Genomic DNA, 11,785 nt, shown 5'->3' with positions numbered 1-11,785 from the left:
TATTAAAAAATTGTTAAATTAAAAGAAAATAGGGATTCTATTATGAAAACAAAAACTAGATTGTCAAATTACTTTTTACTATTAATTGAATTTACGATTCAAGAGGCACTATCTTGTCTATTTCCTGTACTCATATTTGCTACATTGGCAATATCAAAGTTAGTAACAATTCCAAATTTACCAAGATATGATTTTATTTTTATCGTTTGCTTATTGATACAAATTGTGTTTATTCTGACCAAATTTGAGACGAAAAAGGAATTTTTGATGATTTGTATTTTCCATCTAATCGGATTAATACTCGAAATCTTTAAAGTACGTATGGGGTCTTGGTCATATCCAGAGCAATCGTATCTTAGAATTATGGATGTTCCAATTTATAGTGGATTTATGTATGCAAGTGTTGGAAGTTATATTTGCCAAGCTTGGAAAAGGATGCATATACAACTAATAAATTACCCAAACCCATTCATCGTCTTTATATTTGGTACCCTTATTTACTTAAACTTTTTTACCCATCATTATTTTTACGACTTAAGATGGCTTTTCATTCTGATTTTACCATTTGTTTTTTTCAAAACGACAGTACAATTTAAAGTGAAAAAAACAGTATTAAGGATGCATTTAGTCATTTCGTTTTTCTTAATTGGATTATTCATTTGGATTGCTGAAAATATAGCCACATTTTTTGGAGCATGGAAATATCCAGATCAACATGCCCATTGGCAAATCGTCCACGTTGGAAAAATCAGTTCATGGTTTTTACTTGTCATTGTTAGTTTTATTATTGTAGCGTTTAGTCAGAAGGGTACTTATAAGCAATCACAAGAAGTATCTAGTAGTAGTTAATATTCAAAAAGAATGATAGCCTTCTATTTAACAGATAGCTATTTTTTATATTTCTAAAAAGAGGCTTAGAAAATCGTGTTTATCCAATATAAAATAAACTGTGGTATGCTAAAAGTAAAACGAATCAAGGAGTGGAAATGATGAAAACCACATCAACTGTTCAACTTGAACAAACCATCGGAAAGTTACGTAAAGTGGTAGATGTACTAAACAAGACAATAAAAGAAACTTCATCCGATCGAGTAGCAAATGAAACCATCCGACTTAAAGAGGAACTGAAAACCATCACAGATACACTTTTACAAATTAAAAAACGCGAAAATGATGAGTAATGATACGTATAGAGGTATAAAAAAAGGATCTTCATGGAAGATCTTTTTTTAATTAATGGTATAAAACAATGGAACAAAATTTGAAGGTAAGCAATAAAGTAAACAGCCCATTTGTTACCCTTCCTAGAAATGTAGGTTCTTCGGAATATTAGTTGAATATAGAAGATTATTCTAAATGTTTTGTAATAGAAAATAAAAGATACTTGTCTTAAACTGCACCTAAATTGTTAACTATCTAACAATTTAGGTGCAGTTTTTAAACTTTTAGAATGTACATACACAGGACTATATTTTAAAATTCTACTCACCACAAGAATCTGACAAACATAAAATGAGTAGACAAGCGATATTTTTCATTGTTTGACACCAAAAATTCAATATCAAGATGGAGTCACTTACAAATCGTCATCTTTTTAGGAAAACCGCAAACTACATTGTGGCCTAAACAGGACATAATAGTCCTATTACATGCTTTAAGAGGGAAAATAACACTTGAAATTAAGTATCAATAGGGGGAAGTAAATGAAAATTACAATTGATCCAGGGCATGGAGGAAGTGATTCGGGAGCAGCGGCGAACGGATTAAAGGAAAAGGATATTGTCTTAAATGTAGCAAAGAAACTAAAGTCTATCCTGATAAACGACTATGAAAATGTAAGTGTACAAATGACAAGAGACTCAGATGTTTTTATTGAATTAAATAAAAGAGCGGACTTAGCTAATGATTGGGGTGCGAATTATTTTGTTTCAATTCATGTCAATGCTGGTGGAGGACATGGCTTCGAAAGTTATATTTACAATGGGAGTGTTTCAAGCAATACAATTAATTATCGCTCTATCATTCATGATGAAATTATTTCACAGCTAGCATTTTATGACCGAGGAAAAAAGGAAGCGAATTTTGCGGTACTCAGAGAAACAAGAATGCCCGCAATCTTACTTGAAAATTTATTCATCGATAATAAAGAAGATGCGAATTGGTTAAAAAGTGATGAGAATTTAAAACGATTAGCGACCGCTACAGCTGAAGGCATTGCAAAAGCATTTAAATTAAAAAAGAAGACATCAACAGACACAAAGACAGGTTATTATCAAGTTGTTACGGGTTCATTCGAAGAAAAAGCAAATGCGGAAAAAAGAGTTGAGGAATTAAAAAAAGCAGGTTTTGATTCATTCATTGAGTATGAAGAAAAATAAGAGGATCATAAGATAATCACAAAAAGAAAATAACTTATATACAAAGTACTCTCCACGATTATAAGTGTTTGATCGGCTTGGTTGACAGGAACATCATTTAAGCATCACTTCAAGTCAACAGGGAGTAATGCTTTTTTTTTTGAAAAAGTGATATAAAAATCATCTGTAAAATGAGACTAATTCGAAAAGACCCAAACTTTTGTTCTTCCATTTTAGTCACAAATAAAATAATAGTTTAAAAGGTATTAGACAAGTTGTAACAAGTCATATATTCAAATATGAATATATATAACGCGAGGATGTGTGTAGTTTGAATCCTATTAAATTATTTAAACCACTTTCTAATCGTTGGACGGTTTTATTGGCATTTGCATCACTAGCAGGAGTTAGTCAAATGCTTTGGCTGAATTTTGCCCCTCTAATATCTTATTTAAAAACTCATTACAATGTATCAGAATCAGATATTAATTGGCTTTTAACAGTGTTTCCTCTAATTTATATTTTACTATCTATCCATTCAGGTAAAGTTATTGATAGTAGGGGATATAGATACAGTATTTTAATTGGTGGAATCTTTATGTCAGTATTTGCCTGTCTACGAGTTATTGATTCTAGTTTTTCAATTATACTTATAGGACAAATTGGTATTGCGATCGGACAGCCTTATATTCTTAATGCGATTTCTAGGTTAGTTGTTGATTGGTTTCCTAAGAATCAACAAGCGACTGCTACTGGGATAGGGACTGTGGGAATGTTTATTGGTATGGCATTCGCACTCGCATTGACACCCTATTTTGTCGTTCAATTTGGATTTCAACAAACTTTATTGATCATGGCTATTCTAACAGTCAGCTCAACACTCATATTTTTCTGTATTGGTTTTCCGAATCCGACAACTGTACAGGAAATTGATATCAGTGCTAGTATTCGTTTTCGTGACCAATTTGCTTTATTTAAAAATAAGCAGTTTATTCTACTTAATGTCATCTCATTTTTAGGATTAGGTGTTTTTAATGGGGTAACCTCTTGGATCGAACAAATTTTAAGACCCTATGGTGTTTCTTCTGAACAAGCTGGTTTAGTAGGAGGTTCAATCATCATTGGTGGAATCATCGGTTCGATTATGATTCCAATACTTTCTGATTTAGTTGGTAAGAGAAAACCGTTTATCTTATTAACAGTCATTTTTCCATTACTACTAACTTATCCTCTTTGTACAAATGGTCATTTCACACTACTTCTGATACTTGGTAGTTTGCTAGGATTTTTTTTCTTACCTGCTTTTGCATTATTACTTTCAGTTACCGAAGGGTTTATAGGTGAAAAACAATCTGGTGCAGCCACAAGTCTGTTATTAATGGCCGGGAATCTCGGAGCAGTCATTGTTATTGCAGCCATGCAAATTGTGAAAGGGAGTCAATCTACTTGGATTCATTCAGTTTATTTCGTATTGGTTCTTCTTTTCATTTGTTGTGTTCTTACTTTTTTCTTAAAAGAAAAGTCTAGTTTAATTGATGAACGACATAATAATGCTACTTGAGAAATATGATAAAATTTTGGTTGTGTTCAAGAAGGATGCTGTTTTGAAATTTTTTCGGGGCTATTTAGTTTGAAAAAACATATTTAATAATGAGTTAGTAATATTAGTTCTTGCTATAGTAACTTTTTAAATTTTATCAAAAAATGATAAACTATCAATACATTAACAATCTATGAATACATAATAAGGAATGAACAGAAAATGAATATTTATAATATAATTGAAAGCATTGCCAATAGTAGTCAAGCTAAGAATATTGCATATGTATATGAGAGTGTGAGTTCAACTTATGATGAATTAATGTTAAAAACAAATTGTTTTGCTAATGAATTAATCGATAGAAATATAAAAAAGGATGATAAGGTTGCTATTTTACTAGGTAACTCACCTGAGTTCATTCAGGCATATTTAGCAGTATTAAAGCTTGGGGCCATTGCTATACCTTTAAATCCGGCATTCACAGAAACAGAAATAATTTATATTTTAAATGATGCGAATGTTAAAATGATCATTTCAAAAGAAGAACAAGAAGTTAAATTATTGAGTGTAAAGAGTTCATGTCCAAATTGTGAGCACGTCGTTGCAATCGAACAAGTAAATCAAAAAAATAGTACTGTTTCTTTTACTAGCCCAGTTTTCAGCGAAAATGATCCTGCAGTTATTTTATATACTTCAGGGACAACTGGAAATCCAAAGGGGGCAATCATTACACATCGTAATGTAATTGAAAATGTAAAAGATTTTTCTTCGATGATCAAACTACATGAATCAGATAAAATGATTGCGGTACTTCCTATGTTTCACTCTTTTTGCTTAACAATTTGTGTCAATATGATATTATTAAATGGTGCAACAACAATCATCGTGCCTAAATTTAATCCAATCGAATTAGTAGAGATCATAAAAAATGAAAAAGCTACGTTAATTGCAGCTGTTCCAACAATTTATAATTATATAAATCAATTATCTAATGTCTCTGCTGAAGATTTTACAAGTTTAAGAGCTTGTATTTCGGGTGGTTCTTCTATTCCGATTGAGCTACTGCAATCATTACAAGAAAAGTTGCAGTTAAATATATTAGAAGGTTATGGTTTATCTGAAACATCACCAGTGTTAACATTTAATCCTTATGGTGGACTTTGTAAGCCAGGCTCAGTTGGAATTGATTTACCGAGTGTAAAAACAAAAATTTTCAACGAATCAGGCGAAGAAGTTTTAGTTGGTGAATTAGGAGAAGTAGTAGCAAAAGGTCCAAATGTGATGATGGGTTATTACAATAAAGTAGAAGAAACTGAGAAAGCATTTACGAATGGATGGTTCAAAACAGGCGATCTTGGTAAGAAGGATGAAGATGGATATTTATTTTTATTAGACCGAAAAAAAGACGTGATTATAACGAATGGATATAATGTTTATCCAAGAGAAATAGAAGAACAGTTATATAAACATCCAAATATTATTGAAGCTGCAGTTGTAGGCAAGCCTGATTTACTAGTAGGAGAAAGTGTTTGTGCGTACATTGTAGTGAACCAAGATGTTAAAGAGGAAGAAATTAAAAACTTTTGTCTTAAATATTTAATCCATTATAAAGTTCCAAAGAAAATCTATTTTGTAGCCGAGTTACCTAAAAATAGTACAGGCAAAATATTAAAAAGAAACCTTCGATAAAGTCTATAAAAAATCGCTGTAATGAACGAACTGCGATTTTTTTCAGAATAATAATCTGAAAATATTGAAGTTTATTAATTATTAGCATATACTTGAAATAGATACTAGTTTATTAGAGATTAAGCATAAGAGGTAATAGCACATGGCAGAGCAAAGTCTACGAATTGGTCGAACAGCAATGATGCTTGCTTTGACTGAAGAAGAAGAACTAATTAATCTGAATGAAAATGTCGTTTGGTGTGTTGGCAAGGTTGGTACAATGGATTCACAAAAAATTGTAGCTGCAATTGAAACCGCTGCCAAACAAAATGGTGTAATAAATGGTGCTTTGTATAGGGAAGTTCATTCGTTATATCATGCAATTTTAGAAGCAATTCAAGGTGTCACAAGAGGTCATTTGCAATTAGGTGGCGTTCTCAGAACAGTTGGACTTAGATTTGCTGTTGTTAGAGGAAAGCCTTATAAAAATGCTAATGAAGGTGACTGGATTGCTGTAGCGTTATACGGTACAATCGGTGCGCCGATCAAAGGATCTGAGCATGAATCTGCCGGTCTTGGTATCAATCATATTTAAATGCCCATAGTGTATTAGAGATTATAGGGGGCTATGTTTCGTAAATGATTATTTACGTTGCATAGCCTCTTTCTGTGTTTTTTGACCAAATTTGGAGGTGCTTTGAATGGTTACGTTAACTGGAAATAGTTTAACAATGGATCAAATGAAACGAATTTTATTTGAAAATGTTTATGTGCAAGCAAGTGATGAAAGCTTACATGCTGTAAAAAAATGCAGAGAAAAAGTTGAACAAATCGTTGATAATGGCGAAGTTGTTTATGGGATTACAACTGGCTTTGGAAAATTTAGTGATGTATTTATTGCAAAGGAAAATGTTTCTGCACTTCAGTATAATTTGATCGCATCACACGCTTGTGGAGTCGGTGAGCCATTCCCTGAGTTAGTCTCACGAGCGATGTTAGTTCTTCGTGCAAATACAATGTTAAAAGGACATTCTGGTGTTCGTTTAATTGTTGTTGAAAAATTACTTTCATTAATAAATGCTCATATTCATCCAGTGATTCCATCTCAAGGATCACTTGGAGCAAGTGGAGATTTAGCACCTTTATCTCATTTAGCACTTGTTTTACTTGGTGAAGGTGAGGTTTTCTATAAAGGAAACCGAATGGAGACAAAAGAAGCATTAGCAAAAGAAGGAATTCAACCAATCACTTTAGAAGCTAAAGAAGGATTAGCTTTAATAAATGGTACGCAAGCAATGACAGCGATGGGCATTTTAACGTACATCGAAGGTGAGGAATTCGCTTACCAAAGTGAATTAATTTCTTCTATTACATTTGAAGCCTTACAAGGAATTACAGATGTATTTGATGAAAGAATTCATTTTGCTCGTGGATTCAAGGAACAAATTCAAGTAGCTGAGCGTTATAGAAATATTCTATCGACAAGTCAGTTAACGACAAAGCAAGGTGAAATTCGTGTGCAAGATGCGTATACATTAAGGTGTATTCCTCAAGTTCATGGAGCGAGCTGGCAAGTACTTAATTATGTGAAAGAAAAATTAGAAATAGAAATGAATGCGGCAACTGATAATCCATTATTATTTGGTGATGATGTATTCTCAGGTGGAAACTTCCACGGTCAGCCGATCGCTTTTGCAATGGACTTCTTCAAACTAGGTATCGCAGAATTAGCAAATATTTCTGAACGTAGAATTGAGAGATTAGTTAATCCTCAATTAAACGATTTACCTGCATTTTTAAGTCCAGAGCCAGGTTTACAATCTGGTGCAATGATCATGCAATATGTTGCAGCTGCTTTAGTATCTGAAAATAAAACGTTAGCACATCCAGCGAGTGTAGATTCAATTCCTTCATCAGCTAACCAAGAAGACCATGTAAGTATGGGAACAATTGGGGCACGTCACGCTTATCAAATTCTGCAAAATGCAAGAAGAGTATTAGCTATAGAATGTATTTGTGCAATGCAAGGCGTTGAGTATAAAGGTGTTGAAAAAATGTCTGTCATTACACGTAGGTTTATGGAGAATGCACGCAAAACTGTACCGTCAATCACGAAGGATCGTGTGTTTTCAACTGATATTGAAAAATTAACTAGTTATTTAAAAGAAAATTTCGTCTCAGATCGTTTTGTAGGACAAAAACAAATATAAAAAAAGGTGGGTAATCAAATGGAACTGATTAAAGGAGCACTAAAAGCACCAACTGGAACTGAATTAAATACAAAAGGTTGGGTTCAAGAAGCAGCACTTCGTATGTTATTAAATAACTTAGATGAAGAAGTAGCGGAAAGACCAGAAGATTTAGTTGTTTATGGTGGTATCGGGAAAGCAGCAAGAAACTGGGAAAGCTTTGATGCAATTGTTGAATCATTAAAAAAGCTAGAAAATGATGAAACTTTATTAGTTCAATCGGGTAAACCGGTCGCAATTTTCAAATCACATGAAGATGCACCACGTGTATTATTAGCGAATTCAAATTTAGTACCTAAATGGGCTACTTGGGAGCATTTCCGTGAATTAGATGAAAAAGGATTAATGATGTATGGTCAAATGACAGCAGGAAGCTGGATATACATTGGAACGCAAGGAATTCTTCAAGGAACTTACGAGACATTTGGAGAAGCGGCTAAACAACACTTCGGAGGCAGCTTAAAAGGTACAATCACACTAACTGCTGGACTTGGCGGTATGGGCGGAGCGCAACCATTAGCAGTAACAATGAATGGTGGAGTTGTAATTGGTATTGATGTAGATGAAACGAGAATTCAACGTCGTATCGATACAAGATATTGTGATGTTCTAACTCATTCATTAGAAGAAGCTTTACAACTTGCTACAGAAGCTAAAAATGAAGGTAAAGCACTTGCAATCGGTTTAGTTGGTAATGCAGCAGAAATTTTACCTGAATTAGTAGCACGTAACTTTGTACCAGATTTAATTACAGACCAAACTTCAGCTCATGATCCATTAAATGGATATTTGCCAATTGGAATGTCGTTGGAAGAAGCAAAAACACTTCGTAAGGAAAATCCAGATGAAATGATCAAACAAGCGAAACATAGTATGGCTGTACATGTTGAAGCAATGTTAGCAATGCAGCAACGTGGAGCAATTACATTTGATTACGGAAATAATATCCGTCAGGTAGCATTTGATGAAGGTGTTAAAAATGCATTTGATTTCCCTGGGTTTGTACCTGCATTTATTCGTCCATTATTCTGTGAAGGAAAAGGACCTTTCCGTTGGGTAGCTCTTTCTGGAGATCCAGAAGATATTTACAAAACAGATGAAGTAATTCTTCGAGAGTTTGCAGATAACGAACACTTATGTAACTGGATTCGTATGGCTCGTGAAAAGGTTGCATTCCAAGGTTTACCATCACGTATTTGTTGGTTAGGATACGGTGAACGCGCTAAATTTGGAAAAATCATTAATGAAATGGTTAAAAATGGGGAATTAAAAGCGCCTATCGTAATTGGACGCGATCACCTTGATTGTGGATCAGTTGCATCTCCTAACCGTGAAACAGAAAGTATGAAAGATGGCAGTGATGCAGTAGCTGACTGGCCAATTCTGAATGCGCTGATTAATGGAGTAAATGGAGCAAGCTGGGTAAGTGTACATCACGGTGGTGGTGTAGGAATGGGTTACTCTTTACATGCTGGTATGGTAATTGTTGCTGATGGAACAGATGCAGCTGCAAAACGTATTGAAAGAGTATTAACATCGGATCCTGGTATGGGTGTTGTTCGTCACGTAGATGCTGGTTATGATTTAGCAGTTGAAACGGCGAAAGAAAAAGGCGTAAATATCCCAATGATGAAGTAGGTGTAAATGATGAAAGCAGATATATTATTAACAAATATTGGTCAACTTGTGACCATGGATCACGGTGACGGTCCAGTACGTGGCAAAGAGATGAACGTATTACCAGTAATAGAAAACGCTGAAATTGCATGGAAAGATGGTCAAATTATTTATGTTGGCCAAATGAATGAAAGTAAAATCGAAGCAAATGAAGTAATTGATTGCCAAGGTAAATTAGTTACGCCTGGATTAGTTGATCCTCATACTCACGTGGTCTTTGGAGGATCACGTGAGCATGAAGTAAGCTTGAAATTACAAGGTGCATCATATTTAGAAATATTAGAAATGGGTGGAGGTATTCACTCTACTGTTAGTCAAACAAAATTGGCATCTCATGAAGAACTAAAACAAAAAACAATTCAACATTTAAATCGTATGCTTTCATACGGAGTTACTACAGTTGAAGCTAAAAGTGGTTATGGTCTTGATGAGGAAACAGAATGTAAACAATTAAAAGTTGCAAAAGAGTTACAATCTGAGCATGTTATTGATATCGTTTCTACATTTTTAGGTGCACATGCAGTACCAAAGGATTATAAAGGTAATGAAGAAGCATTTTTAGAAAAAATGCTGTCACTTTTAGACCAAATTAAAGAAGAAGAACTTGCAGAGTTTGTTGATATCTTCGCAGAAACTGGTGTATTTTCTGTTGAACAATCAAGAGAATTTCTTTTAAAGGCAAAAGAAAAAGGATTCTTAGTTAAAATTCATGCAGATGAAATAGACCCACTTGGTGGAACAGAAATGGCAACAGAAATTGGGGCGACTTCAGCTGATCATTTATGTGGCGCATCATCTAAAGGGGTAGAAATGCTAGGTGATAGTAACACAATTGCTGTTATTTTACCGGGTACAACCTTCTATTTAAATAAACCTGAATTTGCACCGGCAAGAGAAATGATTGATCAAAATGCCGCTGTTTCATTGGCTACTGATTTTAACCCTGGTAGCTGTCCGACAGAGAATTTACAATTGATCATGACAATTGCTATGCTAAAGTTAAAAATGACACCTGAAGAAATTTGGAATGCTGTCACGATTAATTCTTCCTATGCAATTAATCGCGGCGAACAAGCCGGTAAACTTAAAGTTGGACGTATGGCTGACGTTGTTATTTGGAATGCGCCTAATTACACGTATGTACCATATCATTTTGGTGTAAATCATGTTGAATCAGTCTTTAAGAATGGAAAGTTAGTTGTAAATAGAGGTGTATATGATGTCTCTATCACATCTTAAAAAAGCAGGAGATGCAGTTTTCATTGATTCATCTGTTACAAAAGCAAATGAAATAGTTACTGCTTGGGATGGAAAAGATGCTTCTAATTTTTCAATCATAGGGGTTCCATTATCGAAAACTTCTATTAGTCATTCAGGAGCTAGCTTTGCACCTTCAACCATTCGAAAAATGCTAAGTAGCTATAGTACGTATCATATTGAAGATGGAATAGACTTGAAAACGTTACGCGTTACGGATTTTGGTGATATCACGATGCATGTCACTGATTTTGAAGAATCGAGAAATCGTATTAAATCAACGATTGCTGAGCTATTGAACCAATTTAAAGATACGATTCCGATAATTTTAGGTGGGGATCATGGGATTAGCTTTCCAAGCATCTCTGCATTCGCAGAAGCTAGAGGGAAAATTGGGGTCATTCAATTTGATGCACATCACGATCTAAGAAATATAAATGATGGTGGCAGGTCAAATGGAACGCCATTCCGTAGTTTAATAGATGAAGGTATATTAAATGGTGAGCATTTAATTCAAATTGGTTTGCGTAATTTTTCCAATAGTGCACCTTATACTGAGTTTGGTATTAATCATGGTGTCACAATATATACAATGCGTGATGTGCGTGATTTAGGTATTCAAAAAATTATTCAGGATAGTGTAAATCGTTTAGCAGAAGAAGTTGATGCTATTTATATTAGTCTTGATATGGATGTGCTTGATCAAGCATTTGCACCAGGCTGTCCAGCAATTGGCCCTGGTGGAATGGATAGTCAAACTTTGATCGATGGTATTTGTTATGTTGCATCTCATCCAAAAGTATGTGGGATGGATATTGTAGAATTAGATCCAACGATTGATTTCCGTGATATGACAAGTAGAATTGCTGCCCATGTCATATTAAATTTTCTAGTTGAAAAAGTTAAATTGAATCGATAAAAAGAGCTCGTAAACAATACAAATTGTTTACGAGTTTTTTTATATAGTCTCACAAACGTTCACATATTCCTAACGAAAATGGTTTTTGCATTCATGATTCTCATATGATCAACATAGA

General features: G+C 34.0%; 10 protein-coding genes. All 10 read left to right on the top strand.

Annotated elements, in window-relative coordinates; all coding sequences use genetic code 11:
• The first annotated feature begins 42 nt into the window (after positions 1-42).
• The 10 genes from ACX6U0_RS02325 (at position 43) to hutG (ending at position 11,667) form a co-directional block, all read left to right on the top strand.
• On the top strand, positions 43-849 hold the full coding sequence (locus ACX6U0_RS02325; RefSeq protein WP_464958397.1) for a DUF817 domain-containing protein: 807 nt from the start codon (positions 43-45) through the stop codon (positions 847-849).
• A gap of 140 nt (positions 850-989) precedes the next feature.
• On the top strand, positions 990-1,181 hold the full coding sequence (locus tag ACX6U0_RS02320; protein ID WP_464958396.1) for a hypothetical protein: 192 nt from the start codon (positions 990-992) through the stop codon (positions 1,179-1,181).
• A gap of 522 nt (positions 1,182-1,703) precedes the next feature.
• A complete protein-coding gene (locus ACX6U0_RS02315) occupies positions 1,704-2,378 on the top strand; it encodes an N-acetylmuramoyl-L-alanine amidase (protein WP_464958395.1) in 675 nt (224 codons plus the stop codon).
• Positions 2,379-2,688: 310 nt separating this feature from the next.
• Positions 2,689-3,918: an MFS transporter gene (locus tag ACX6U0_RS02310; protein ID WP_464958394.1), complete on the top strand. Its 1,230-nt coding sequence runs from the start codon at positions 2,689-2,691 to the stop codon at positions 3,916-3,918.
• Between the two features lie 201 nt (positions 3,919-4,119).
• Complete coding sequence (locus ACX6U0_RS02305; protein WP_464958393.1) at positions 4,120-5,586, top strand: long-chain-fatty-acid--CoA ligase; 1,467 nt, start codon at positions 4,120-4,122, stop codon at positions 5,584-5,586.
• Positions 5,587-5,728: 142 nt separating this feature from the next.
• Positions 5,729-6,160: a hut operon transcriptional regulator HutP gene (gene hutP, locus ACX6U0_RS02300; RefSeq protein ID WP_087998142.1), complete on the top strand. Its 432-nt coding sequence runs from the start codon at positions 5,729-5,731 to the stop codon at positions 6,158-6,160.
• Positions 6,161-6,266: 106 nt separating this feature from the next.
• Entirely contained in the window at positions 6,267-7,775 is a 1,509-nt protein-coding gene (hutH, locus tag ACX6U0_RS02295; protein ID WP_464958392.1) for a histidine ammonia-lyase, read from the top strand.
• A gap of 18 nt (positions 7,776-7,793) precedes the next feature.
• A complete protein-coding gene (hutU, locus tag ACX6U0_RS02290; RefSeq protein WP_464958391.1) occupies positions 7,794-9,452 on the top strand; it encodes a urocanate hydratase in 1,659 nt (552 codons plus the stop codon).
• 9 nt (positions 9,453-9,461) lie between these two features.
• Positions 9,462-10,730 (top strand): imidazolonepropionase, encoded by a 1,269-nt coding sequence (gene hutI / locus ACX6U0_RS02285; RefSeq protein WP_464958862.1) that lies wholly within the window; start codon positions 9,462-9,464, stop codon positions 10,728-10,730.
• A complete protein-coding gene (gene hutG, locus ACX6U0_RS02280) occupies positions 10,708-11,667 on the top strand; it encodes a formimidoylglutamase (protein ID WP_464958390.1) in 960 nt (319 codons plus the stop codon). The genes hutI and hutG overlap by 23 nt, the downstream gene beginning before the upstream one ends.
• Positions 11,668-11,785: the final 118 nt, after the last annotated feature.

The organism is Gottfriedia sp. ABJ_BB2_2 (genome assembly GCF_055484705.1).
Note: the sequence above shows the minus strand (reverse complement) of the source record. Positions and strands in the feature narration are given on the sequence as shown.

Coding starts and splice junctions, on each gene's coding strand:
- hutH (WP_464958392.1), top strand. CDS start 6,267: ATGGTTACGTTAACTGGAAATAGTTTAACAATGGATCAAATGAAACGA.
- hutP (WP_087998142.1), top strand. CDS start 5,729: ATGGCAGAGCAAAGTCTACGAATTGGTCGAACAGCAATGATGCTTGCT.
- ACX6U0_RS02315 (WP_464958395.1), top strand. CDS start 1,704: ATGAAAATTACAATTGATCCAGGGCATGGAGGAAGTGATTCGGGAGCA.
- hutG (WP_464958390.1), top strand. CDS start 10,708: ATGATGTCTCTATCACATCTTAAAAAAGCAGGAGATGCAGTTTTCATT.
- ACX6U0_RS02320 (WP_464958396.1), top strand. CDS start 990: ATGAAAACCACATCAACTGTTCAACTTGAACAAACCATCGGAAAGTTA.
- hutI (WP_464958862.1), top strand. CDS start 9,462: ATGAAAGCAGATATATTATTAACAAATATTGGTCAACTTGTGACCATG.
- ACX6U0_RS02325 (WP_464958397.1), top strand. CDS start 43: ATGAAAACAAAAACTAGATTGTCAAATTACTTTTTACTATTAATTGAA.
- ACX6U0_RS02305 (WP_464958393.1), top strand. CDS start 4,120: ATGAATATTTATAATATAATTGAAAGCATTGCCAATAGTAGTCAAGCT.
- hutU (WP_464958391.1), top strand. CDS start 7,794: ATGGAACTGATTAAAGGAGCACTAAAAGCACCAACTGGAACTGAATTA.